The sequence below is a fragment of the uncultured Shewanella sp. genome, assembly GCF_947491715.1.
Lineage (GTDB): Bacteria > Pseudomonadota > Gammaproteobacteria > Enterobacterales > Shewanellaceae > Shewanella.
Window position 1 is genome coordinate 58545 of record NZ_CANLKR010000025.1, and the last position, 26123, is coordinate 84667.

The 26123-nt window shown below is 40.2% G+C and carries 19 protein-coding genes and 1 tRNA gene; 11 read left to right on the forward strand and 9 right to left on the reverse strand.

Annotated elements, in window-relative coordinates:
• Nucleotides 1–920 precede the first annotated feature (920 nt).
• Complete coding sequence (locus tag Q0779_RS16440; protein ID WP_298774167.1) at nt 921–1574, reverse strand: hypothetical protein; 654 nt, start codon at nt 1572–1574, stop codon at nt 921–923.
• Between the two features lie 892 nt (nt 1575–2466).
• Here Q0779_RS16440 and Q0779_RS16445 point away from each other — a divergent pair.
• The 11 genes from Q0779_RS16445 to tssF all read left to right on the forward strand — a co-directional run bounded on the left by Q0779_RS16445 (nt 2467) and on the right by tssF (nt 17865).
• Nucleotides 2467–6084 carry a DUF2169 domain-containing protein gene (locus Q0779_RS16445; RefSeq protein ID WP_298774169.1) on the forward strand — a complete coding sequence of 1206 codons (3618 nt, stop codon included), beginning with the start codon at nt 2467–2469 and terminating at the stop codon, nt 6082–6084.
• The gene (locus tag Q0779_RS16450) at nt 6071–7129 is read left to right on the forward strand and encodes a pentapeptide repeat-containing protein (protein ID WP_298774170.1); all 1059 of its coding nucleotides are present in this window, start codon (nt 6071–6073) and stop codon (nt 7127–7129) included. The genes Q0779_RS16445 and Q0779_RS16450 overlap by 14 nt, the downstream gene beginning before the upstream one ends.
• Nucleotides 7129–7794: a DUF3540 domain-containing protein gene (locus Q0779_RS16455; RefSeq protein WP_298774171.1), complete on the forward strand. Its 666-nt coding sequence runs from the start codon at nt 7129–7131 to the stop codon at nt 7792–7794. The genes Q0779_RS16450 and Q0779_RS16455 overlap by 1 nt, the downstream gene beginning before the upstream one ends.
• A 35-nt stretch (nt 7795–7829) precedes the next feature.
• On the forward strand, nt 7830–8237 hold the full coding sequence (locus Q0779_RS16460) for a DUF4150 domain-containing protein (protein WP_298774174.1): 408 nt from the start codon (nt 7830–7832) through the stop codon (nt 8235–8237).
• Nucleotides 8238–8258: 21 nt separating this feature from the next.
• Nucleotides 8259–9020, forward strand: a complete 762-nt coding sequence (locus Q0779_RS16465; protein WP_298774176.1) for a hypothetical protein — start codon at nt 8259–8261, stop codon at nt 9018–9020.
• Nucleotides 9021–9068: 48 nt separating this feature from the next.
• A complete protein-coding gene (gene tssJ, locus Q0779_RS16470; protein WP_298774178.1) occupies nt 9069–9638 on the forward strand; it encodes a type VI secretion system lipoprotein TssJ in 570 nt (189 codons plus the stop codon).
• 19 nt (nt 9639–9657) lie between these two features.
• Nucleotides 9658–11025: a type VI secretion system baseplate subunit TssK gene (tssK, locus tag Q0779_RS16475; RefSeq protein ID WP_298774200.1), complete on the forward strand. Its 1368-nt coding sequence runs from the start codon at nt 9658–9660 to the stop codon at nt 11023–11025.
• A gap of 2 nt (nt 11026–11027) precedes the next feature.
• Nucleotides 11028–11687: a DotU family type IV/VI secretion system protein gene (locus Q0779_RS16480; protein WP_298774179.1), complete on the forward strand. Its 660-nt coding sequence runs from the start codon at nt 11028–11030 to the stop codon at nt 11685–11687.
• Nucleotides 11688–11785: 98 nt separating this feature from the next.
• On the forward strand, nt 11786–15205 hold the full coding sequence (locus Q0779_RS16485) for a type VI secretion protein IcmF/TssM N-terminal domain-containing protein (RefSeq protein ID WP_298774180.1): 3420 nt from the start codon (nt 11786–11788) through the stop codon (nt 15203–15205).
• A 2-nt stretch (nt 15206–15207) separates the two neighbouring features.
• On the forward strand, nt 15208–15996 hold the full coding sequence (locus Q0779_RS16490; RefSeq protein WP_298774181.1) for an AMIN domain-containing protein: 789 nt from the start codon (nt 15208–15210) through the stop codon (nt 15994–15996).
• A gap of 156 nt (nt 15997–16152) precedes the next feature.
• Nucleotides 16153–17865, forward strand: coding sequence for a type VI secretion system baseplate subunit TssF (gene tssF, locus Q0779_RS16495; protein WP_298774183.1), 1713 nt, complete (start codon nt 16153–16155; stop codon nt 17863–17865).
• A 546-nt stretch (nt 17866–18411) separates the two neighbouring features.
• On the opposite strand, the gene nth is transcribed toward tssF, so the two are convergent.
• The 8 genes from nth to Q0779_RS16535 all read right to left on the reverse strand — a co-directional run bounded on the left by nth (nt 18412) and on the right by Q0779_RS16535 (nt 25946).
• Complete coding sequence (nth, locus tag Q0779_RS16500) at nt 18412–19053, reverse strand: endonuclease III (protein ID WP_298774186.1); 642 nt, start codon at nt 19051–19053, stop codon at nt 18412–18414.
• 6 nt (nt 19054–19059) lie between these two features.
• Nucleotides 19060–19755: an electron transport complex subunit E gene (locus Q0779_RS16505; RefSeq protein WP_298774187.1), complete on the reverse strand. Its 696-nt coding sequence runs from the start codon at nt 19753–19755 to the stop codon at nt 19060–19062.
• Nucleotides 19756–19836: 81 nt separating this feature from the next.
• Nucleotides 19837–20472, reverse strand: a complete 636-nt coding sequence (gene rsxG, locus Q0779_RS16510; protein WP_298774190.1) for an electron transport complex subunit RsxG — start codon at nt 20470–20472, stop codon at nt 19837–19839.
• A 28-nt stretch (nt 20473–20500) separates the two neighbouring features.
• Nucleotides 20501–21553, reverse strand: coding sequence for an electron transport complex subunit RsxD (gene rsxD / locus Q0779_RS16515; RefSeq protein ID WP_298774191.1), 1053 nt, complete (start codon nt 21551–21553; stop codon nt 20501–20503).
• A 3-nt stretch (nt 21554–21556) separates the two neighbouring features.
• Nucleotides 21557–24340: an electron transport complex subunit RsxC gene (gene rsxC / locus Q0779_RS16520; RefSeq protein WP_298774194.1), complete on the reverse strand. Its 2784-nt coding sequence runs from the start codon at nt 24338–24340 to the stop codon at nt 21557–21559.
• Nucleotides 24334–24906: an electron transport complex subunit RsxB gene (rsxB, locus tag Q0779_RS16525; protein ID WP_298774196.1), complete on the reverse strand. Its 573-nt coding sequence runs from the start codon at nt 24904–24906 to the stop codon at nt 24334–24336. The genes rsxC and rsxB overlap by 7 nt, the downstream gene beginning before the upstream one ends.
• Entirely contained in the window at nt 24906–25484 is a 579-nt protein-coding gene (gene rsxA, locus Q0779_RS16530; protein WP_298774197.1) for an electron transport complex subunit RsxA, read from the reverse strand. The genes rsxB and rsxA overlap by 1 nt, the downstream gene beginning before the upstream one ends.
• A gap of 386 nt (nt 25485–25870) precedes the next feature.
• Nucleotides 25871–25946, reverse strand: a tRNA-Asn gene (locus Q0779_RS16535).
• Nucleotides 25947–26123: the final 177 nt, after the last annotated feature.

Sequence of the window (26123 nt, forward strand, 5' to 3'; positions counted from 1 at the left end):
TTTTACTCCTTATAAATTAATTAATTTTTTACGACTACTGAACCATTAAAATGATAATTAAGGGGGCAATAGTGCATTTTCTTATTTTTATATTAACTTAATTTAATTAAGTTACAGTGTTTTTGGGTAAGCTTTTGTAAATTATTGGGCGTAGTGTCATTTGTGTAAGTGCTAATGACTGGCAACTTTTTGGTATCCTACTTGTGTAGGATTTATTCATAATATTGTTTTTAATGTTTATTTATTGTGAGTTAATCTGTTACTATTAAACGTTGAGTAATATTGTTCAATATTGCGTGTTAATCTTTATGTTTTATAAAACGATACCAATATTAGTTTGGTTAATTAACATTAACCAAAAGCTGATTTTAATCTCAGTTGATAAAATACACTTCGATATTTGTATCGTGTTTGTTTTTTTAGATGAGTTTATTCATTTAAGTTGACTGGATAATATGCTGACAATATAACCATTTCTATAAGGGATATTACAAGTTAGGAATTATTTCTATTCAATATTATTTGTTATCATCTTTAAGTTAATTGGAATGATAGAGAGACAATTTTATTAATGGCATATTGATAAGCATTGACTTGATTTATTTGGGAAGGGTTATGTAGTCAAGATAAGCTGTATAATGTGTATTTATTTCTGTTTTTACAGCCACCGTTTTCACTCATATTCAGTTTAGAAATGAGCAGTATCATGATACTGCTGAAAGGGATAAATGATCGGGTGGGTGACTCAGTGTTGAACATGCCATCTTTTTTGCTGTCTTTGAGTTGAATAGCAAATTGTAGCTCGATCTCAGCAAAAAGCGATAAACAAGATTTTAGACTTTGATTGATAATACAAAGCCACTTTGTTGAAGAAACGCGAAGGAACATTCAACAAGCGTTAATATCTTTAGATGACTTGTTTAGCCTAAAAACATGGTGCCTACGTCTCGAATAAGAATATCAGCTTCAGACATATCAGTATCATGAAAAGACATCATAATACCGGCACGCCTCACTTTCGATTCAATATCTTCAATATTAGAATCAATCGTTTCTACTTTATTGGTTATACTGGTTAATTTAACATTAGAGTTAATGATTTGATTACCATTACTCTGTATTGAAGATTCATTAATATCAATTTTCTGATTGTTTGTGGCAATGTTTTGCTCATGTAAATCAACTTTATTAACGATAGTGCTTAACTGACTTGTACTCGAAATAACTTTATTTTTTAAGATGGACAACTCATCGACAAGTAACTTATTTTTCTGCTTTGCTGCAAGGGATTGTGAGGTGCCTACTTTCCATTTACTCAACTCAAATGCTTTAGTGGCTACTTTTATATCCAGAGTCGGGCCTGTTGAAAATCCCACTTTCCCACCGGCAAAAAGACTCGTTGATACGCCAATTTGAGTCGAATTCGTTGCGCCAAGTGTGATGCTTGTTTTTATGCCGACCGTTAACGAATAAGAAAATGTAGATACTACCTTAAGGCCTTTGTTCGTTATTGCATAATCAGCATTAGCGCTATTTCCGTCGCGAGAAGCACTGTAACGATTTTTATTGACCATTCTCCCCCTCCCTAAAGATTAATCGATTAAGTTTTTGTTTGATTTTAGCGGATTTATTAAATTTAGACACTAGAGCCTATACTCTTTAATTTTGTGTTTTTACATTAAAAAAGATTAATATAAAGTATATTATTTATCTATCACCACCATTAGACAAAGGTCTAATCGCTATTGATTGCAGGCTAAGCAGTCTAACTAGTGGTACTTTTAATGGGTTATGTTGATTTGTTTTTAAATAAATGCTCTTATTGTTTCTATTTTATATAGGACTGTGTGTTTATTTTTATTGTTTATATTCAATTTATCAAGATGATAAAATACTGGATTCTTCATTTAAAAGGTATTCTTGTTGTATAGGGAGGAGGGTCATTGCCTTTATAATCATGAGTGTTATAAATGTTTATTCATCAGTTTTGACGATTATAAATAGAGGTACTTGTTTATTGAGATTGTTATTATTTCGTTTGTTTGAGTTAAGAGTATTGTTTGTGGGATCTCGTAAATGTTGAGTTGTGTCGTGAGTTTTAATTTATTTTCTAATTGTGATTTTTGGGTCGAGTAAAAGCTTAGTTATGTTTTGTTTTTGTTAAAAGTGTTGCTTGATATGTTTTGTTACTTTTAAATATATTGAAATGTAATTGTATTCATTCGTCTTTAGTCTTATCTTGTGTGTATACTCGGTTAATAGGAACTGTAATGATTAAATTTTATCAGTGAAATATCGACACGAGGTTGTTTTATTTCATTGAGAAGGTGAATATAGCAAATATACACGGTATAAGTGATATTCATTTGGGCTATTGATAGCAACAGTTTTTCACTATTATACAGGCGAGAGAAGCGAGCTGCAGCAAGTATTATAACACAATTGAAAGGTATGAAATTATAAGGTATGAGAATAATAAAGAGTAATGAACATGCCATCCTTCTTGTTCCCTTTGAGTTGAATGGCAAACCGCACTTTTCGATAAGTATGATTTTAGGCTTTGATTTACTGAACCCAAGCCAACCAATTGGTGAACAAGCACTATGGCCGATTGTAACTGAAAGTTTAAAGGGTGAGATCTTCGACGCAGGTTTACCTAAAGTGCAAGCAGAGTGGTTATTATCAGGGCATGCCTTTAGTGGTGAAATGCCAAGGAAAGTCGTCAGAGTTTCAGCATCTCTTGCGGGTAAAGAGAAGCAATTAGATGTGTATGGGGACAGACATTGGGTACGCATTAAAGATAAATTGATCCCAAGTGATGCAAAGCCTTTTACCCAAAAAGCATTGACTTGGGAAGCAACATGGGGAGGAGAAAAGGTTGTTGAAAATCCAGTAGGGCAAGGAATAAGAGTTGAGAACGCACCTCTAGCCAATGTTTTTTATGCTGATAAGAATACACAGTCGTTATCGGATGAGCATATTCAGCAGCCTGTATCTTTTTTACCTTTAGCCATCGATCATCCTGTACGTGCAGCATGTATGGGAACGTATAATGACACTTGGTTTCGTCAGCAGTGGCCTGCTTTTCCAAATGATTTTAATTGGTTGTTCTTTAATCAGTCTTCGCAAGATCAGCGTGTTGATGCTGATTTTGTTGGCGGGGAAGATTACCGCTTAATTAACCTTCATCCTAAATTTGAAACCATAACGGGTATGTTGCCTTGTTATCAGCCCCGAGCCTTTATCCGTCATGAACTTGAAGTTAACCAATATGCTGTTTCTGAAGTAAAACTACAAAGTGATACGGTTTGGTTTTTTCCTGAAAAACAATTAGGGGTGATGATATTTAGAGGGGCGATTGCGGTAAAAGATGCTGAAGCGTTAGATGTTAAGGATGTGCTTCTTGTGTCTGAAGAATACCAAAGTGAGCCCAAAACATTAGCTCATTATGCCAATTATATTGCTAATTATAAATTATCTAAGGCCATGGAACCTGAAGGAGTGAAAGCGGCTAAAGAAAAATTTGCAGAAGCAAAAATTTTATTGAAAGATGGAAAAAAAACCTTAAAAGATACGCCCAGTTATATAGATTTTAAGGTGGCGCAATCGAAAGGGGAAATACCGACACCCAAAACGTCTATTGAGAATTTAATCGCCCAAACACCAAAGCGTCTCGATGCCAGCATGCAGCAACTTATCGATATGAAGGCAAAATTGGCCACAATGCCTGTTCCGCCTGAGGCGCTGGCTAGCATTGATAAAGGGATCACAAAGTTTGCTTCCATGAAATATCAAATGCCAGCAATGGGTGCGAAAGTTAAAGAGGTGCAAAGTGAAGCGGTCAAGGGGTTAAAGTCAATTAAATTGCCCAAACCAACCACCCCGGATTCAGCCTTAAAGCTGGCTAAAGCCGAAAAAGATATAGCGGCGAGTATTGCTAAAATTGAGTCTCCATTAGCTGATAATCCTTGGCATGATGAAGCCAGCCAATTGATTGCGTTAGCGATTGAGGGGATGAAGCCTAAAGCAAAAATATTAACCTCTGCAGGATTACGTATGCTCAATAGCCAAAAGCTTATGCTGGGTTATTTAGCGTCACCGATTTTATATCGCAGTGAACAATGGGGACTGGGATCTGGAAAAGTGCTAACTGTGCCTGCGGGTTGGTTAATCCCAGAATATCAAGAGGGTGAATTTAGTGCATTAATGAGTCGGCCCAGTTTATTTGATGCAGAGAACAGTGTTTGGGTTGATGGCAGTGTTCCCCATGGTTGGCATAGTGAGATTGTCCCAGGTCATCCAGTGATCCTTTGTCAAGATAGGGCGATGGGGTGGCTCTTGGCGCAAGATTTACACATAATGGCGAATGTGATTGAAATGCCCAATGTGGGGGATACGCTACCTGATGAGGCACAAGCAGCCATTGATGAATGTCATGTATTGTTCTTATATAGAGAAGGGATAGAAGACACCGGCCCTTGGTTAGAGGCTTTTCCTGATATTACCGTGATTGGATTGAAAGATGATATTTCGATACAAGATGCTTATCGAAAATCAATTGATTTATTACCTTGGTTTAGCGAGTTATTACCGGTTGATAATGAAATGGCAGCATTGATCGAATCAACGAATAAACAGCAAGAAAAACCCCCTTTACCTAAAGTGGATATTAAAGCGTTATATGCTTTTCAAAAAGATAAATTATCTGCTGAAATGGGCATACCAGCAGGGATGACACCTGAACAAATGGTGTTATCACAATTTGAAAAGGCGAAATCTCATTTTGACAATGTTCCGAATGCTGCAACGCGTGAAAAAGTATTGAATGCATTAAGTAATGTTAAAGCACCGGCTCCGAGCGGTTTGTCTCTCGCTGCTGAAGTCAAAAAGATGGGCAGTGATGCGCAAAAAGCGATTGCGACAGGGAGTCAAAATATTAACGATAAAGCGGCATTGGATAAACTTAAAGCCGCAGGTAAAACCTTTGCTGGTGTCACGGACAAATTGTCAGCTTTAGCGGAAGAGGCCGAGCCTAGATTAGCTGCATTAAAACAGCAAAATAGGGAAAACAAACGTTTTGAAAAACTGACTAGAGAGCAAGTTATAGATTATCATTCTCAAGGTTTGTCTCTGATGGAAAAGGATTTGTCGAATGTAGATCTGTCTATGCTTGATTTATCGGGTGCTGATTTTTCTCGTTCAATATTAAATGAAGCTAATTTTACGCAATCGAATCTCGAACACACTCAGTTTGCTAATGTGATTGCAAGTAAATCCATTTTTGATAAAGTGAATGCGCAAGGGGCGTCATTCGAAAAAGCCCTATTAGGTGAAAGTCAATTTAAAGAAGCGCAATTATCGAATGCCAATTTGAAAAAGGCGATGGTGAAAGAGGCTGATTTTAGTGATGCATGCATTCAACATGCAAATTTAGAGAACATTATGGCGGTGAAAGCGAATTTTTCGTCAGCTAAATTTGATGATAGCATTTTAACAAAAGGCGCTTTTTTGAATGCTCAAATGGATAATGTGAGTGCAAAACGAGTCGATGGTGAGCGGATTAAATGCTATAAGGTTTCTGCGTTAAAGAGTGATTGGCAAAATGCGAAACTGCCTTCAGCGCTCTTTTGGGGGGCGACGATGAATGACGCTAATTTCTCTGGTTCAGCTATGGTTAATGCGCGTTTTGGTACGGCTTCTTTGATTAATGTTAATATGAGAGAGTGTGATTTAAGTCAGGCGAATTTAGCTGATGTTAACTTATCTCAAGCTCGCTTGTGCAATAGTGATTTAACCCGCTCTTATATGGGGAATACTCAGGCTACTCAAGCTGACTTTAATGGTGCTAATTTAAAACAAGCCATTTGCATGCGCAGTGATTTTACGGGTGCCCAAATGAATGACATGAATGCAATGCAGGCGAATTTTATGCGTTCGACCTTAACGGCTGCATCGTTAAATCGAAGTAATTTATATAATTGTGATTTACGTAATGTGGTCGTGGGCAGTACTCAAGTTAAAGGGTGCAATTTTAAAGCAACGTTATTAGCCGATAAGCAGGAGTACTTGAATGAGCAAGACTGAACTTATCGATAGTTTACAGCGTCAATGTCATCATCAAAATGTCAATTTTAAAGGGCAGGATTGGTCTGGTATTACATTAAAGAAAGTGATTTTTGTTGATTGTGACTTTACTCAAGCTAACTTGTCAGAGGTCGCTTTTAGTCAATGTCGTTTTAAAAACTGTGAATTTGAACAGACTATTTGGTCTAAAAGTGCGCTTAAAGGGGTGATTTTTGATGATTGTCGATTTCATAATGTCGATGCTGAAGAAATGCAATGTAAGCAAGTGGCCTTTACTGCCTGTGAATTAGAGCGAGTAAACTTTAATGGGGCGGTACATCATTTAAGTGTGTTTAAAGAGGGGAGTGCTAAGCATATCGATTTTTGCGCTGCAAACTTAAGAACATTGGCGATAACGGGAACTGAGCTGTCACAAATTAATTTTATTGATACCAGAATTGAAAAGTCAGCTTTTCAAAAAGTGAGGCTAACCGACTCTATGTTTGTTCGTACTCATTTTGAAAAGTCATCGATATCAAATATCGATTTATCCACAAACCGATTCGAAAATGTCCACTTTTTTGCTTTGCAATTGAACGAGTGTGATTTACATGATGTGGATTTAAGCGATTGTTATTTAGCTCATTGTTATGTGAACCAAAGTCAGTTAACGGGCGCTAAATTACGAGGTGTACAAGCCAGTTTTAGTGCGTTTATGGGATCGGATTTATCGGGAGTCGATTTAGGGTTGGCTGTCTGTAACGGATGTTGTTTTGAAGGGGCCGATGTGTCTCAAGCTAATTTAACTGGTGCCAATATCTCGCAGTCGATTTGGACTTCGGCAGTGGCTTACCAAACTTGTTTTAAAAATATAACCGCAGAGTATGTCGATTTTGCCCATGCAAATTTAACGGAAGCTAATTTTAGTGGGGCTCATTTAATGGGAGCAAAGTTTCATCAAACGTTAATGAAAGATACGTATTGGGGAAATGCAAATAAATTAGGTGCGACTGGGACAGATCCGGATAGAACTGAAGCAGAGCAATGGTCTAAAGGGGTTTTATAATGAATGCAATACCATTTGTGAAAGGCAGTTTAAGTCACTTTGAGATGGAGACGGGAAGGGTTGTGTCTTTTTCTGAAAGTACAGTGACGAATAAAGCGTTTGTGACAGTATTGGTGGTTGGAAAACCTTGTCAGGTGAAGCTGGCTGCAGGGTGTTTATTACAGCCCAGTGAAGGCGATCTTTGTCTCGTGGCCATCGATAACAATAACGAAGGTTGGTTGTTATCTGTCTTAGTACAACAGGATCCTCATCAAGCTCAAATCAATCATCAAGGTGACTTATCATTCAGTGTAAAGGGTAAATTACACTTATCGGGTAACGATGTGTCGACCCAAGCAATGAATAATATAAATTTGCAAGCGGATGCGATCACCAGTAGCAGTCAAACCTTAGCGGTACAAAGCCAAGATGCAAGTTTAGTGGCGACGAAAACCCATGTGATCAGCAAATTGATGAATGTCGTCGCAGATAAAGTGGATCATGTTGTTGAAATGTGGCTTTCTCGTTTAGGTGAGCGATTTCAAGTTGTTCGTGATCATGATGAGAAACAAACAGGTAGCAGTCGTCATTTAGTGGAAGGTGAGCTTCAGGTCCATGCTGAAAATGTTGTGAGTACTGCCGATGAACAAATGGTGCTTGATGCTGAAAAAATCCATTTAGGTTAACAGCGATTAAATGTATAGAGTTAAGCTAGGAGGTAATGATGTTTGCTAATACGACATTAGGTGGCATGAATTTAGGTTTTCCAGATGTGTGTAATACGGTTGTTGGACCTGCAGTTTCTCCAATGCCTTATCCTAATATATCTGAAGGCACCATGTGCAATCCGGCTACCGCTGCGATTAATGTGTTGATTGATGGCGCGCCGACAATCAACCAGTCCTCAATGGTCATGTTAAGTAATGGTGATAATGCGGGGGCGGTTGGTGGTGTGGCATCGGGTATGATGATGGGGCCAACAACGTTTATGGTTGGCAGTGTCGGTGTGATAGTGGGAGGCGTTCCTTGCCAAAGACTAACGAGTACAACGGGGCAAAATGGTATGTCGCCTAATACTGTGGGGAGTACTTTAGCTCCATCTCAAGTGAAAGTACTGGTACTTAAATAACGTTTTTAAAGGGATAAATTCATGAAAAAAAGAGTTTGGATCAGTGCATTTGATAGAGATGAAGTGGCTTCAAAAAAGGTATTTACCGATCTGCATAAATATGGTTTGGATCTGAATGGTCATTTTTGGCCTGAATTTGATGATAAAAAGGGTTGGGAATTGCCCACTGAAGAACTAAAAACAGCAGATGCTTGGGTCATTTTGATGTCTCCTGAGTCTTTTGAAAATGCACATAACCGTTTTTCATTGAATTTGACTTTGATGCAATTAAGGCAGCTAAAAGGGGATGGCTTTCCTGTGTTTATTATTGGTATTAATAAAACGGAAAACGTCCTATCATCCACGTATATCTCTGCATGTGAATTTATAAACAGCGCGGTTTTAGGGGTGAAAGTATTAGCGGCCACCACTAAGGTCTTACCTGTCATAGAGTCTGAGTATCGGCTGAATTGCCATGCTATCATGGGAGTGGGAACTTGGTTTGAAGTCGGTCCTATTGGCGATGATTGGGCAGGTGCTATGATTGCACTTGCTGGCGCTGATATCGATGCTCATGGTGTCGGTCCGTCAGGTAAACTACCACAAAAAGCAATCTTGTCTTATCCTTACAAGGGAATGAAATTAGAAGTTGATGGCATTGAGTTTATTGGTTGGGGGGTCGAGAATCAATTAGCTGCTGGCGAAAGTTATTATATTCGTATTAAAGGGATCCCTGAGTCGATGTTATTTGGTGAAAGCCCGATTAAGAATGAGAATGCAGACTTGTATCGGTGTTATTTTTAGTCACTTTGCATGACTCGTTGTAGAAATAATATGTTAAGGAACAGTATTATGTATCGATACCTCATTTTTTTTATCTCAATATTGTTAGTGGGGTGTGCCAGTGATCCTAAGCCTCAAATTGCTGGTACGCCTGCATCTAGTCCTGATTCGATAAAGTGGCAATGGCAGCCTAAAGCAATAAAAATGAGTGTTTCGGCAACAGACAAATTGAACTGGTACGACGGTCAAGCGCACAGTTTAATGATTTGTGTTTATCAGCTTTCTGATAAGGCTAAATTTGTCGAATATGCTTCAACAGCGAATGGTATCAATATCATGTTGGGATGCAATCGTTTTGATAGCTCTGTTACCCAAAGTGAGCGTATTTTTTTACAACCAGGTTCAAAATGGATTGGCAGTTTTGATCGCTTTGATAACACGAAGTTTGTTGGTGTCGTTGCTGGATATGTCAATAAAGGCGCCAATGTTACAGCAGTTTATGACATACCAGTACAGAAATCTGAAACGGGTATGTGGTGGTGGTCAAAAGATTGGTATACCCCTGAAGTACTCTCTGTATCCTTGAGCTTTAATGAAGATACGTTACGTCAAAATGATACAGTTACAAAAAAACAGTAAGTGAGGTCGCCACTTGAAAGTGAATAAACAGGTTTATTGGCATCAAGGTTTATTATTACAGCCACAACATTTCCAGCTGGAATCTCAATTTCATCAGCAGAAAATGTCGAGAACCAGCCAACTACTGCATAATGATATGTGGGGAGTGTTGTCTCTAGAAATACAGTCTAATGCATTATTAGATAAGCGCTTGGTGCTTTCTAGTGGTGAAATACTTTTTCAAGATGGCGCTTTGTGCAGTATTCCTGATAATGCTGAAGTAATTTCACGTTACTTTGATGATGAATGGGTAAAGACTGGGCAGTCGTTTAAGGTTTATTTAGGGTTGAAGCAATGGGACAGCGAAAGAAGTAATGTTGTTGAGGTCGATGATTCTGCTTTATCTCCCACATTGGATACTCGCTTTATTGTTAATGAAACACCTGAAACGGTGCCCGATCTGTATTCAAGTGGTGTAGAAGGTCATACACAACCTTTAAAATATTTATTAAAGTTTTTTTGGGAAGATGAAATAGAGGCTGCGGGTGATTATATGCTCATGCCAGTTGCTATTTTAGAGCAAGATGGTAATGAAATCCGTTTCCATAAATCCTTTATTCCACCATTAGTGAATGCAAAGTTGTGGCCTAGGCTTGATCATTTACTTGAAGAAGTCAGCGCCAAAGTAGTGTCAAGAGCGAGACAATTGGAGCGTTTTAAACAGCCCAACACATTAGGCCAGCAAAGTGCTCAAGGTCAATACGAAATTCTACTGGCTATTCGCTCTCTTAATCGATGTGCTTGGCTGATACAAAATGTGATTGAAACGCCTGTTATTCATCCCAGAGATGTTTGGTCTACTTTATGTGAAATAGTGGCAGAGATGAGTAGCTTTATTGTTGATATTTCAGTGGCAGATGATGAACTTAATCAGCGCTGGCCACACTATGATCATACGGATTTAAACCTTGTTTTTTCTGTACTGATTGAGCAAATCGAACGTTCTTTACAGGGAATTATGGTGGGGCCTGAGTATGTGCTTCCATTCACGGATCAAAAAGGGATTTGGTCACTGTCATTGCCCGATGGTTCAATGAAAGAAGAATACCGCTACTGTATTCTCTTTACTGGGGTGTCAGAATCACAGTTTAATGAACAATTATCACGGATGATCCGCTTGTCTTCTACTGGATCGTTATCGTCTTTACTGGCTCATGCTGTCTCAGGGATCCCCTTAAAACTACTGGAAGATAGACCCATGAGCTTGCCGCAAAATGAGCAAGGCGTGTATTGCGAAATTGATGTTTCTTCGCCTTTATGGGATGCGGTTAGAGAAGATAAAAAGTTAAGTATGTATTGGGTTAGTGATGCTGATTGCCAAGCAACACTTTACGTTACTCGAGGCTAATTATGGATATATTAAGTATCTATCAACCCTTTATGTCAGCAGTATTGTCTGTGCATAATGGTCAATATAGTATTCCTGAAAATGACATTGCTGAGTATTTAGATACTTATAGAGAGAAAGCCGATAAAGAAGCAAAGAAGTTATTTAGCCGAGATGACTTTTTTGATGATGCCAAATTTGCTATCTACACTTGGGCTGACGAAAAGTTACTGTTATCTGAGTGGTCAAAATCTCAGCCTTGGATCCCATTACAAGCGCGATTTTTCAATACCCATTGCGGTGGTGAAGAGTTTTTTAATCGACTCGATAATATTTTAACTCGTTTTCATGCTACTGATGATACCCCTGCCGATGCTTACTCTAGGCAAGCACTTAAGAATGTATTGCATGTGTATGCTCGTTGCTTAACGATGGGAGTGGAAGGTAAATATTTTGAAAGCGATAAAAAAGAGTTACTGTCTATTAAGAAAAACGTCATAGAGGCGTTGGCGCCGAATACCGAAGGTGCATTATTCAATACGCTGTCTGCGGTAGAGAAAAGCCCTCCTTTAATTCAATGGCGTTGGTTAGACTTTTTTATGTTGATGTTGATCCTGAGCGCGGTTTTTGGTTCTGCACTTATCTTTATATTGTATCAAGTTCTGCTATTTAACTTAGTTTAATACCGATGGGAGCAGAATAAGATGAGTCTTGTATTTTATATTCCACAATATGTGATAAATATGTATTTCACTAGTTTACGAACACGAGAGGGCATTTAATGAGGAAATTCTTATGGACCTTGTTAAAGGTTCTATTCATCATTGTCTTAATTGTGGCGGTGTCTGGCGGCGTTTTCTACTTGGTCTCATTGAAAGAGTGGCCATGGTGGATTGGGGCGGCCATTCTGTCTGGGATAGCTGGCATTGTTGGCTTAATCTATTTAATTCGTGTTTATGTGCTAAGGCATAGGGAGCGAGCGTTTGTAAACCGAGTTGTTGAATATGACAACAGCTTGATTGAATCAGCAAAAGAAGAAAACAGGCTGAGACAATTACAATTGCAAGAACGTTGGCTTGAAGGCGTTAATACATTAAGAGAATCAAGATTAAAAAACTTAGGTAATCCCTTATATGTTTTGCCTTGGTTTGTGGTATTTGGTGAAACCGATTCAGGTAAATCCAGTGCCATTTATCGTTCAGGTTTGACGTCTATTCTTTCTGGTGTTGGTCCTGTTCATGGGGCAAGGCATACGCAAAATTGCGATTGGTGGTTTTTTGAAGAGGCTATCATTATCGATACTGCAGGGCGTTATGCTGTGCCATTAACGGAAAAATCAGATGATGAAGAATGGTCTGAGTTTTTAGCGCTATTGTTGAAGTATCGTAAAAAGGAACCATTAAATGGTTTAGTGATCACTTTACCCGTTGAGAAGCTTCTTGATAATAATGAGCAAGCATTACGAGATTATGGACGCCATATTGGAGGCCGAATTAACCGTGTTATGCGCATTATGGGGGCGAGGATCCCTGTTTATTTGATGGTGACTAAAGCCGATATGATTTATGGCTTTTGTGATTTTGCGGCGCAATTATCTCCTGATGATCTTAAGCAAGCTTTCGGTTATACCGCTGAAAATACGGATGACATAACGGGATTTGTTGATAAAGCTGTGGCTGACATCATTACGAAAGTCGACAATCATTTACTCGTGTTGGATGACATTAAAGGTGGGGAACGCTTTTTACTTTCTTCGGAGCTATTAGCCCTAAAAGCGTCGTTAAATACCTTTATTAACAGTGCCTTTAGTAGCGGTAAATATCATGAAGCCGTGCTATTAAAAGGTTTGTATTTCTCCAGTGCGGTTCAGCCTGGTGAGGAGAAGAGTCAGTTTATTGGTGAATTACTCCCTGATGTTGAAGGTGTTGAGATCCAAGATGAAAATAAAGGCAGCGGCTTATTTTTATATGATTTTTTCTCCAGTGTGCTACCGACTCACCGTAATGTCTTTAAGCCCATTAAAGAGTTTTTAAGGTGGAAGACAATCAGTGCCAATATCGCATTGGTCACTTTTTTATTACTCACATTTTGTTTTGTGGCCATTGCCAGTTTGAACTTTTCTAAAGATCATGAGCTAATGGCGCAACTGCAGGCGCAAGTTCAAGCGAGTAAGACACCTAAGACAGTAGTTTTAGATGATATTTTGGCTTTGGGAACGTTGCGCAGTACGATTACAGATGTTGAGGAGGCTTATAAGAATTGGCCCATCCCTCAGTTTGGCTTAGATTGGGCGCTAAAACGTTCTATTAAAGAGTCAAAAGCCTTTTTAGTGAAGCGTTTTGCGGATTCAGTCTTACCTTCTACTGATAAAATTTTATATTCTCATTTAAAGCATGTGGAAACAGAGAAGTCATCCCCCATTGTGGGCGATACGATAGTGCATCTGGCTTGGCGATTAAAAGAAATTGAAGAGAAGTTGAATCAAATCCCACATGAAAAAGAAGGCTTAGGTTATCAAGAGTGGATGACCTTGGATAAGCGCTTATTAGGGATTGAAATTTCCTATCAAGCGACTTTTGCCCTTTTGTATGATGCTTATGTCAGTTGGCAAACAGATACTGAAACCTTGCAATATTTGGCTTCAACGACGCGCAGTGCGTTAAGTGATGTGGTGTTAAATCGTAAAGATTGGAACTGGATCACAACTTGGGCAGGATCATCTCATAACTCTGTGGCAGTGAAAGCGGCTGATTTTTGGTCTCAAACGTTTAAATCTAATAGTACCTTATCGGGTGCTTATACCAAAGATGGCTATAATTCGATTCAAAAACTCATTAGGATTTTAAAGACAACCAGTAATGATAAAACGGTTGAAATACAAATTAATCGCTTTTGGAGTTTATACGGCGCGGAATATGTCCAGCAATGGCAACGTTTTGCACGGCAATTTAATATATCAACAAAAGGCTTAACCCTTGAAGACAAGCGTTTGATCATGCAACGCATGGCGGGTAAAGATAATCCTTATATGTTGATGCAGAAAAAGATGCTTGAAGAATTGCAAGCCATACAGCCTATTTACTCTGTTAATCTTGACGATTTAATTCTATCTCAAGCCATCATTAAAGATTATTGGGAGAAAAAAGAAAATGAGTCGAAAGATATTAAAAAAGGCGTGAATGCTATCATTGGTGCAGTGAGTAATATCTCTGATCCGGTTTATTTTAAGAAAGTGAATGACGGTATTCTTGCTTATCAGCAATTTCAAAAGGGATTGTCAGATATTGTGCCTGATGTGAGCACCATTAATGCATCATTTAATAGTGCTTCGAAGATTTTATCGAATAGCGATCCTAAATCACCTATCACCCAAACAATGATGGCGGCTGATAGCTTAGATTTGATTTTAGAGGATAAAGATACCCAGTTTGATGCCGGTGACATTTATCGAAATAGTGTGCAATTTGTATTGTCTGCTGAGATGGAATTAGCGGCTTGTGCATTGCAAAATTATTGGGAAAGTGATGTTTATGGCGCTTTAAAATACATTCCTGCTGACGAACAAGAATCACGGTTGTTTACCAAAGGTGGGTTATTGTCGAAATTCATCGACGGTCCAGCCAAAGGTTTCGTTGAACGTCGGGCCGATGGTTGGCATCCTAAATCATTTCAAGGATTATCGATTCCTTTTAAAACAGATTTCTTTCAATTTGTTGAGAGGGGCGCTTATTTAGAGCAGAAAGTGAAAAGCTCTTATAATGTTACTGTGGCGAATGTGCCGATGAGTATTAATGGTAGTGCGGCATTAAAACCTAAATCTGTGACGTTAAAGCTTCAATGCGCATCAGGTGAAATTTCACTTGATAATTATAACTTCCCCGCGAGTCAGTTGTTCAAGTGGGATCCTTCAAATTGTGGCACAACAACATTAGACGTTAAGTTTGATGGATTGAATGTGACTAAAACCTATTCTGGTCAGTTAGGGTTTCAAAAGTTTTTGACTGATTTTAGAACGGGTCAGAGAACATTTAAGCCTTCTGATTTCCCTGCGCATGAGAAGGAATTGACGCAAATGGGAATGAAGTGGTTAACGTTGAGCTATAAGATTAATGGCGGCGTACCGATTATCGCACTGGCAAAAAGTAATAGTTTGAGTGTGCCATTGACTATTGCCGAATGCTCAGTAGATTCAGTGAGGTAACTATGAGAGTAACGTACGAACGTATGGTGTCATTGGTACTATTTGGGGTGTGGTTTTTTGTTATAATCACTACTGTTTTTATTACTATTTATGGTTCTGGTTATCGATTGAATACGATCCCCATCAAATCAGCGATAGAATCTCAATTTGGTATGGGGGCGGAGTTTAGAACATTTGTGGCAGAAAAATATGATGCGTTGAAGTCACAGTTTTTTATTACGCCTAGCGACAAACAGGTGCCAACAAGGTCACAAACAACTTCGGAGTTGAATACAGAATTTAACCAGGATGTTAAGCAAAATACGCATGTTGTTGAAGGAGAGAGCGCTGTCAGCTCAGTAACGAATAATGTGGCTTCTCAAGAGGCCGTTGTTCAAAAAGTTGATACAGCACCGGCGGCATCACAAGCAGCTAACGCATCAATGACTAATAACAAGGTGACGACACCTGTTCAAGTTTCGCCCGAAAAACAGGGCGCTTTTGTTACAGGCATTACTCATAAAACAGTTAACAACGCTGAGACTATTGAGTTTCAATTGTCTCAGCAACAAGTTAAATGGACTGGTTTTTTTGTGAATAAGAAGAAAGCTTGGGTATTAGATATTCAAGGGAATTGGGGGATCGATACCAAGAATATTTGGCGTTTTGATAAAGGACCTGTAGAAAAAGTTGTTTTAGTTCAATATGATGGTTTTGTTCGCAGTGTATTATGGTTAAGAGAGGCCGATACGTCTCGTGCGCCTGAAATATTCCATAGTGGAAACACATTGAGTGTGGTTTTTAGCCGTTAACTTGTTGTATGGGGGTCTCACTGACGCTTCGGTGAGTGAGATATTTTATGATTGAACTTGCGAACTGCATTCGCGACACAAGTTATGAAGGATAGCATTTTTTCACTCAGGCTGCTCTCAGCTTTTTAATGAATATTTTGATAGGTGAGAAATATCGTGATTAATAAATATTACCAACAGCAATTATCTTATTTACATGAATTAGGGAAAGAATTCTCACTGAAACATCCCGCATTAGCCCCCATGCTTGCAGGACAATATGCTGATCCTGATGTTGAGCGTTTGTTAGAGGGGAGTGCGTTTTTATCAGGGTTAGTACAAGAAAGGCTAGATGATGATTTCCCTGAGGTGATCCATGGTTTAACTCAGTTGATTTTCCCCCATTATTTACGCCCTTTACCCTCAGCCACTATTATGCGCTTTAATACTAAACGTGGCGTTACTGATTCTGTGACGGTTAAGTCGGGGACTGAATTGGCTGCGAAGGAAGTGGATGGGGTGAGCTGTTTATTTACCACGACAGATGAGATCACCTTACACCCTTTACATGTTAGCAGTGTGAGTAAAGAGGGCAATAAACTGTCAATTAACATTGAAGTGGATGATGGCAGTTTAGCCGATTTAAATATTTCATCGTTGCGATTTCATATTGCTGGCTCTTATAACCTTGCCGTGAATAAGTTTTCTGTAATAAACAATAAGGTTCGAGCATTAGCTTTACGCGCTGGCGGAGAAAAACGAACGCTCAATGTCAAAGATAATCTGAAGTTGTTTCCTGATTTTGATGATTCACCTTTACTGCCGTACCCGAAGAATTCCTTTCCTGCCTTTCGCTCATTACAAGAATATTTTTTGTTGCCTCAAAAGTTTCTTTTCTTTGATGTATTAGGATTAGATTGGTTAAAGCGATTTGATGGCGTGCGGGGTTTTACAATAGAATTGATGTTGAAAAGTGATGTGGAAGATGTCTCATTTACCACCAATGATCTATTGTTATTTTGCGTTCCGGCTATTAACTTATTTAATCATGATGCCAGCAGTATTTTATTGGATCATAAACGATTAGAGTATAAGATCACCCCCAGTACCCGTGGTCATGATGGTTATCAGGTTTATGCAGTTGATAAAGTGGTTGGTTTTGTTCAAGGAAGTGTCAAAGAACGTATTTATCAGCCATTTACCATGTTTAACCCTCAAGCCGAGCTGGTACCCGTTTATTCACTCAGACGGCGTAAAGCGCGGTTGCATTTTGGCTCTGAAGTCTTTCTATCTGTTGCTTATCCTGTGTCAGAGGAGAAAATAAACCGAGAAATGTTATCGGTAAAAGTGACGTGCTCTAATGCCTCTTTACCAGAAAAATTACAATTTGGCGATATTTGCTTGCCGACTGAGTCGTCACCCGCCTTAGTGGAGTTTACCAATATATTAACACCCACGGCGCCCATTGAAAGTCCTTTAGGAAAGAATACACTTTGGCGCTTGTTATCACATTTGTATTTAAATCAACTGACATTAGCCGATGCTGAAAACTTAACAGCCTTATTGAAACTGTATGTGTTTATTGATACAGCTGATCGAGCAAAAGTATTAGCGAATACGAAACGAACGGAGTCGATAAAAGAAGTGTGGATAGAGCCCGTTAATCGGCTCTATAAAGGGGTGATGATCCGAGGCTCTGATGTGAAAATTAAGTTAGATCCTGATGGCTTTCCTTGCATTGGTGATATGTATTTGTTTGGTGCGGTACTCAATCAAATATTTTCGGCTTATTCGAGTATTAATAGTTTTACTCAGGTGAGTGTGGAAAATCAGCATAATAAAGAGCAGTTTAAATGGCGACCACAAAGTGGGCTAAGGCGGATAATTTAAGCCCTGTAATCATTATTGGCTTAAATACTTTTAGGGGTGTTGGTTTATTTATGATTGACGCATAATGGGTGACAGTATGTGCAAGGATAGATAAGGAACTAGGTTAATTAAAGGATGATAATAAGGAGGGTGTGTGTCAACAGAACTTAAAATAGCCATTGGGACGGTCGTGTTCATTGCGATTATTTTTTCTCTATTTTTTACTGCGTTGTTTTAATATTATGAAGTCATACATAATTGAAAGGTTATGTATGACTTAAACGGCTATTTTTTCGAATAGATCACATTCTAAAACTCACAACAACCTTCGATAATACCGCTACCACAACGAGGCTTAGGGGAATGCAGTAAGAGTAAGTGATCAATGGTGGGCATCCAACTTAAACTCAGCGGGTACGATGTTTCAGCACTTTTTCGATGAGCTCGATTAGAAATAGTAACAATGCGTCTGCAGGGGGATTGCTGCGAACAAATGATAGTTATTTCAAATGGCTTTTTAAATACAGACTTGTGCTGTTTTATAAGAGACAAGCCTGTGTTTTTGTTTTATTCCTCAGGATACACTTTATCTTTAAACTCACAGAGATCTTCGATAATACAGCTGCCACATCGGGGTTTGCGGGCGATGCAGGTATAGCGGCCATGAAGGATAAGCCAATGGTGAACATCCACTTTGAACTCAGTAGGCACCACTTTTAAGAGTTTTTTCTCGACTTCAACCACATTCTTGCCAATGGCAAATTTAGTGCGGTTAGACACGCGATCAATGTGTGTATCGACAGCAATAGTAGGCCAGCCAAACGCGGTATTGAGCACCACATTAGCGGTTTTGCGTCCTACCCCCGGCAGGGCTTCTAAGGCCTCCCTGTTTTCGGGGACTTCCCCATCGTATAATTCAATCAGCATGCCACATGCCTTTATTACATTAATGGCTTTATTATTATATAATCCAATGGTTTTAATATATTCTTTGAGGCCATCGACGCCTAAGGCATAAATACTCTGGGCGGTATTGGCGACGGGGAAAAGTTTGTCAGTGGCCTTATTGACACTGATATCTGTGGCTTGAGCTGAGAGCGTGACAGCCACTAAGAGTTCAAAAGGGCTGGAGAAATTAAGCTCTGTTTCAGGATGTGGGTTATTTGCTCTTAAGCGTTCTAATATTTGTCGACGTTTTTCATTGTTCATGATGAATTAGCTTACTTTTGTGATCCGAGCACGGGTTGGCGCGTCAGGAGAAGTGACGGGGTGGCGTTTGGCCCATTGCGTGTCAATGACATTTTTTAAGGCGATCAATAGTCCCATACCAATGAAAGCACCGGGTGGTAACATGGCGAGTAAAAAGTTGGTATCAACTTGCCAAAGCTGGACAGTTAATCCTTTTGCCCAAGGGCCTAATAATTGATCGGCCCCTGAAAATAGAGTGCCTTGACTTAATATTTCCCGTATTGCACCTAAAACAGCCAGTACTAAGGTAAAGCCTAGTCCCATCATGAAGCCATCAAAAGCGGCTTTTAAGACGTTATTACGAGACGCGAAGGCCTCAGCTCGGCCGATAATGACACAATTGGTCACAATGAGCGGTAAAAAGATCCCGAGGGATAAATATAATCCGTAAGCATAGGCATTAATCAGTAATTGCACCGTTGTCACGAGTGCGGCAATGATCATGACAAAAACGGGAATACGGATCTCTTTTGGTACATAATCTCTTACTAGGGAAACTAAAATATTGGATCCCATAAGGACTAATAATGTGGCTAAGCCAAGGCCTAATGCATTCGTTAAGGTCGCTGTGACCGCAAGTAATGGACACAATCCAAGGAGCTGAACCAGTCCAGGGTTGTTTTTCCAAAGTCCTTGCCAAGCAATCGTTTTATATTCACCCATTGTGTCGTGTTCCGTTATTGGCTGTATTGTTGAGCGAGTTAATAGTTGTTCTAGTCACGTCGATAACAGTCTGATATTCACTCATTGTGTTGTCTCGCAATTGGGGGCTTGTTTGAGCAATCTTGCTTTATGTTGGTTAAAGTATTGGAGTGTATTTTTGACGGCTTTGACATATGCTCTTGGGGTGATGGTTGCTCCAGTAAATTCATCGATATCGCCACCGTCTTTTTTGACTTTCCATTGTGATGCTGTGGTTGCATTTAATACCATACCTTTAAAGCTGTTTACCCAATCGGATTTTCTGATCTCAATTTTATCACCTAAACCGGGGGTTTCTTGTTGCGCCAAGGTACGGACACCTAAGACGACACCTTGTGCATCAATGCCGACAATTATACGAATATTACCGTTATATCCGTCAGGTGCGATAGTTTCCATAGCAATGGCGGTGGGTTTTCCCTTTTCCGTCGCGATAAAGGCCGGCATAGGATTTTGTGTGCCTAATGCTGATGGGGCGGTAATAAGAATACAATATTCGGGAAGGCTGTTATCGTGTAATTGAGCAGGGATAATTTGCTGTATGATACGGCCTAATTCTTGGGTTTCTTGTTGTTTTATTTGCGCAGAAGTTAATTCATTAACCATTGCGACTAACGCCGTACAAATTAAGGCAAAAATGCCTAGAATTAATCCGTTTTTAATCATGGACTTTTTCACAAAGGGATTCTCTTATCAGTGTATTTTGTTAATGACTCGTACGGTGGCCATAGGCTCTGGGCTTAACATAATAATCAATAAAGGGAGCACAAAGATTCGCGAGTAAAACCGCGAAAGCAAAGGCATCTGGGTAGCCCCCAAAGCTGCGAATGACATAAACAAGTGTACCAATAAGAGCACCAAAAATAAGTCGGCCTTTGACACTTGTGGATGCCGTGACGGGATCGGTAGCGATAAAAAAAGCTGAGAGCATGGTTGCGCCGCTAAATAAGTGTACTATCGGCCCTAAATGTGAATCAGGGTTGAGTAAAAAGCCAATACTACTGAGGATAAATAGCGAACTTAGCACCCCTAGACTTATTTGCCAGCGGATTAATTTCAGCTTTAACATCGCCAGTCCCCCAACAAGATAAGCGAAGTTAACCCATAGCCAACCCACAGGTAATCCATCCTTAAAAATAGGGTTAAGTAAACTTTCTTGCAGTGTCTGCCCGCTGGATAAGTTGGTTTTTACTGTATCGAGTGGTGTAGCCATCGAAACACCATCAATACCTGACTGATAGCTGTTAATGCTGCTTTGAGGCATATGAGTAAAAATAAATTGGGCGCTTTGCAGCAGATCGACAGGGTGCAGTGCCACAGTGCTTGGCGGCACCCAAGTGGTCATTTGCACAGGAAAGGCAATAAGTAGCATCACATACGCCGCCATTGCAGGGTTAAAAATATTTTGTCCGAGTCCCCCATAGAGGTGTTTGACTATGATAATGGCAAAACTTGTTCCAATAACGATGACCCACCAAGGGGCTAACGGTGGAATGGAAATCGCTAATAATAACGCGGTGAGTATAGCGCTGTTGTCATTTAAAGTTGATTTGATGGGACGTTTTCGAAGAAATAGCACTCCCGCTTCACAAGCGAGAGCCACTAACATGGCTAATATAATTTGTATTAAACTGCCTAAACCAAAGAAATAACATTGTACTGCAACGCCGGGTAAAGCGCATAGTAGAACACGCTGCATCACCTTGTGGGTTTGATTATGTTGTGTCAGATGAGGTGACGAGGCTATTTTAAACGCCATCGGTTAATCCTTATTTTCTTGTTGAGCTTGTGCTTTTTTAGCTTTAGCTTTTGCAATCGCAGCGGCTATTCGCGCTTTTTTATCGATAACAGTGCTGTCTAATCTTGCACCGTTTGAAACGGAAACGCTTCTTCTCAGTGATTCTGTGGCTGATGATGGTATCGCTTGTGGGGGCTCATTGTCTGTTTGCGTGACGTCATTTTGCGTTTCTTGTTGGTTAAGAAGCGTGGATTGGGCTTTTTTTGCCTTGGCTTTAGCGACTGCGGCAGCAATTTTAGCTTTTCTATCGTTGGCTGGTTCAGTACTGAGTGATGCTGGCTCATTTGACTTAAGCTCGTTTGATTGGGCTGCGTCAGCCTCAACAGGCTCCGTTTGACTGTTACTCCGGTTTGCTTGGGCCTTTTTGGCTTTAGCCCGTGCAATGGCAGCAGCAATTTTAGCTTGTTTATCGTTGATGTGTTCAGTACTGAGTGATGATGCTGGCTCGTTTGACTTAAGCTCGTTTGATTGGGCTGCGTCAGCCTCAACAGGCTCCGTTTGACTGTTACTCCGGTTTGCTTGGGCCTTTTTGGCTTTAGCTCGTGCAATGGCAGCAGCAATTTGTGCTTTTTTATCGTTGGTGTGTTCAGTGCTGAGTGGCGATTCGGGCTCGTTTGACTTAAGCTCGTTTGATTGGGCTGCGTCAGCCTCAGCAGACTCCGTCTGACTGTCACTTTTGTTTGTTTGGGCTTTTTTGGCTTTAGCCCGTGCAATGGCAGCAGCAATTTGTGCTTGTTTATCGCTAGCTTGAGAGTCAGCCTCGTTTGATTGGACTGCGTCAACTTCAGCAGGCTCCGTTTGACTGTTACTCTGGTTTGCTTGGGCCTTTTTGGCTTTAGCCCGTGCAATGGCGGCAGCAATTTGCGCTTTTTTATCGATGGCTGGTTTATTACTGAGCGGCGATGCGGATCTGTTTGACTGAGGTGCGTTAGTGTCAACAGGCGCTATTTCACTGTCACTTTTGTTTGTTTGGGCTTTTTTGGCTTTAGCCCGTGCAATGGCGGCAGCAATTTGTGCTTTTTTATCGCTAGCTTGAGAGTCAGGCTCGTTTGATTGGACTGCGTCAACTTCAGCAGGCTCCGCTTGACTGTTACTCTGGTTTGCTTGGGCCTTTTTGGCTTTAGCCCGTGCAAGTGCGGCCGCTATTTGCGCTTTCTTGTCAGTTGAATTGACAGGAGCGTTTTGAGAGACTTGCTGAACAGTTGGGTTATCCTCACTCTGTTTGGCTTTAACACGAGCCATGGCTGCGGCAATCACATCACTGTCTTTATTTGACATATTAGCTTTACGTCTGGATGCGGCTTGCTGTTGTTTTGCTTCTCGAGCCGCTTTTTCTGCTTCTAAGCGTTGCGTTCTAGCATCAAAACGTTCTTTGGCTAAATCAGCTTCTTGTTTGTCTTTAGCTTGTTCTCGTAAGGCTGATTTTGCGACACGATAATATTCTACCAACGGAATATCACTAGGGCATACATAGCTGCAACAGCCACATTCGATACAGTCTTGTAAGTTATAGCTGGCTGCTTTCTCATATTCTTCAGCCTGAGCATGCCAGAAAAGTTGCTGCGGCAGCAATAATGCTGGGCAGACTTGGGCGCACTCTCCGCAACGAATACAGGGCTTTTCTTGTTGCTCTGTTTGCATTTCTGTTGGACTGGGTAGCAGTAGGCAGTTGGTGCCTTTAATGATGGGAGCTTCAATTTTTGGCAGCATATAGCCCATCATTGGGCCGCCTATGATGATCGGCTGTGAGGGAGAACCTTTTTGCCCTAAAGTTAATATATGATCGATGGGCGTGCCTACGGGTAACCAGTAATTGCCTGGATTTGAGGCTTGTTCTCCGGTTAAGGTGACAACACGTTCGATAAGCGGTTTATCATCAATAATCGCTTCTTTTATGGCAAAGGCGGTGCCGACATTTTGGACTAGCATTCCCAACTGTGCAGGAATGGCACCAGAGGGCACTTCTTGGCCAGTTAAAATTTGTATTAGCTGTTTTTCACCACCAGAAGGGTATTTAGTGGGCACAGCAGTGATGCGAATGTGAGGATGATTAATCGGATGCTTTTTAAGGGCATTTTCAATGGCGTTAATTGCTTCTGGCTTATTGTCTTCAATTGCAATAATGATGCGTTTGGGCTCAACCAGTTTTTGTATGATACCGATCCCCGTTAAAATGTCATGACTGTATTCACGCATTAAACGATCGTCTGAAGTGATGTAAGGTTCACACTCAATCCCATTGATGATCAATAACTCAATATCACTGACAGGGTTGAGCTTAATATGTGTTGGAAAGGCTGCGCCCCCTAAACCAGCAATTCCCGCCTCTTTTATGCGGGTCAATATTTCATCATTTGGTATTGAGTGGTAATGGGGAAGAGGATCGCGCTCTCGCCAAGTATCAAGTCCGTCTGCTTGAATAATACAGCTTAAAACGGGCAGACCCGATGCATGGTTACTTGCCCGCTCTTCGACAGCCACTAAGGTTCCAGAGGTGGGGGAATGAACGGCGAGGTAGGTTGCACTGTGACCTTGAGTCAGTACTGTGCCCTTGTTGACATGTTCACCAACATTGACAGCTAAAATGGCCTGCTCACCTAATTGCGGCATTGGCACTATGTATTCTTTTGCTAAAGGTAGCCTAGATATTGTTGTTATATTAGATAACGATTTTAGCTGCGGAGGGTGGATCCCACCTGGCGATTGCCATAATGTGCCGTTATCAATTTGTTCTAGTAAACTTAGCATGACTTATCCTCTCCCAATACATTGACTGGGATAGCGTTCAGTTGCCAGTTCCAATTTTTAGTGGTTTGTTTTACAGGGATCATATCAATACAGTCTACAGGGCAAGGGGCTACGCAAAGATCGCACCCCGTGCAGTAATCGCTGATCACAGTGTGCATTAACTTACCCGCTCCTAAAATGGCATCAACAGGGCATGCTTGAATACACTTGGTACAACCAATACATTCTTCTTCGCGAATAAAGGCAACTTTTTTAACGCTGCTTTCTTCTACTTGATTTAAAGGCTCGGGTTCGACCCCAACCAGTGCGGCCAATTTTTCCATTGTGGCTGTGCCGCCGGGAGGGCATTTATTGATTTTATCCCCTGATGTTATCGCTTCGGCATAAGGCCTACAGCCTGGATAGCCACATTGGCCACACTGTGTTTGTGGCAGTAAGGCCTCGACTTGATCCGTGAGTGGATCGCCGTCAACTTTGAATTTTTCTGCGGCAAACCCGAGTAAAAAACCGAAACACAGTGCTAATAACGTCAGCACAATGACGGCGAATAAGATACCTGTTAACACTATTTAACCAACCCTGTAAAACCCATAAATGCAAGTGACATCAGTCCTGCGGTGATCATTGCTATTGCGCCACCTTTAAAAGGACTGGGAATATCAGCGGCAGCAAGCCGTTCACGCATAGCAGAAAATAAGATTAAGACCATTGAAAATCCGACTGCGGCACCAAATCCATAGATCCCTGACTCAAATAAATTATGATGCTCATTAGTATTGAGTAATGCCACACCTAAAACCGCACAGTTAGTGGTAATGAGTGGCAAGTAAATGCCTAAGGCGCGGTGTAATGCCGCACTGGTTTTTTGCACTAACATTTCAGTAAATTGAACCACAACAGCAATGACTAAGATAAAGCTCATTGTGCGTAAATAATCTAAGTCAAAGGGAAGCAATAAATAATGATCGACGAGATAGCTTAAAACTGAGGCTAAGGTCAACACAAAGGTGGTCGCCATTGACATGCCAATTGCAGATTCAAGTTTACTGGAGACCCCCATAAAGGGGCATAACCCTAAAAATTTCACCAATACAAAGTTGTTGACCAGTACTGTGCTGATCAATAGTAGAAGATACTCGCTCATCTTTTTTCATAATTAAGATAATATTGGCTCTATTATCAGCTTTTCCTTGCCGTTAAACAACACATTCAGAGTAAGGTTTAAAAGTTAGCTTCAAAAATAGTCTAAATAGAGTGGTGAGGGATCATGAAACATGGATAATAGGTTATGAAGTAGTCGGTGTATTGATACGTATATATCGATTTTTAATAGGGATTTATTTTTGAAAAATAAGCGGGTGCCATTATTAATCAGTAATCAGTGAACACTAAACTGATTTTTATCAATGATAATGAGTTTTTACGATAATGAGTTTTTACGATAATGGTTTAATCTAACGAAACAAAAAAGGGATAAGAAAATTTTAAAAGATTGTTTAACTTTTGAATGCTATTTGCGTGATGAAATAGTGGCTCCCCAGACTGGACTCGAACCAGTGACATACGGATTAACAGTCCGCCGTTCTACCAACTGAACTACAGGGGAATCGCAATGCTTATCATTTTACTTGCTTGTCACTTAACCATCTTATGAAGGTGCACTCACATGATTGCACTCATTTAATGAGACTTATTCTAATGAAAAGAGTGGCTCCCCAGACTGGACTCGAACCAGTGACATACGGATTAACAGTCCGCCGTTCTACCAACTGAACTACAGGGG